Origin of the sequence: Mesorhizobium sp. M7A.F.Ca.US.014.04.1.1, assembly GCF_003998745.1 — a bacterium.
In the GTDB taxonomy this organism is placed as follows: Bacteria; Pseudomonadota; Alphaproteobacteria; order Rhizobiales; family Rhizobiaceae; genus Mesorhizobium; species Mesorhizobium ciceri.
The window spans coordinates 1-583 of sequence record NZ_RZRW01001363.1 but is presented as its reverse complement, the minus strand read 5'-3'; the positions used below and the strand labels follow the sequence as shown (position 1 = coordinate 583).

At 60.2% G+C, this 583-nt stretch carries 1 pseudogene; it reads left to right on the top strand.

The annotated features are described in order from the left end of the window. Nucleotides 1–19 precede the first annotated feature (19 nt). Nucleotides 20–583, top strand: a pseudogene (locus EOA22_RS36555) (GMC family oxidoreductase); the annotation flags it as partial.

Here is a 583-nt window from a genome sequence, read left to right as displayed (position 1 = left end):
CTACCGTCGGGCGCACGAGGTGATCGAGGTCGGGTCTTACGACTACGATCCAACAAGCGCGTTGCCTGGTTCTCGCGTTGAACTATTCGAGGGCGTCGACGGCGATTTGTTCAGGACCCGCCTGGAGCGGTTTAGTCGACCAACCAACGTGTGGAAACGGCTTTCCGGGTTGCTGCGGACTTCGCGTCATATCCACATCTGGTTAAACGCTGCGGCGACGGGAATTCGCCTGGCGCCGAACGGGCGTTGCGTCCACCACATCGACTGTGTTGACTTGAAGGGCACAAAGCGTGAGGTCACGGCTTGCCATTACATTGTAGCCGCCGGCGGCTTTGAGACCACCCGATTGCTACTTGCCTCGAATGATGTGATGCCAGCTGGTATCGGCAACGCCCGAGATCAGCTCGGTCGTTTCTATATGGCCCATCTGGGAGGCACAGTCGGAGCACGAAAGTTGCCGAACGCCCAGCAGGCGGTTGCTTTTGGCTACGAGCGGGACGCGGCCGGCATCTACTGCCGAAGGCGGCTGTCGCTCACGGAGCGAGCGCAGCGGGAGCATTGCTTGCTCAACCAGATCTTCCGC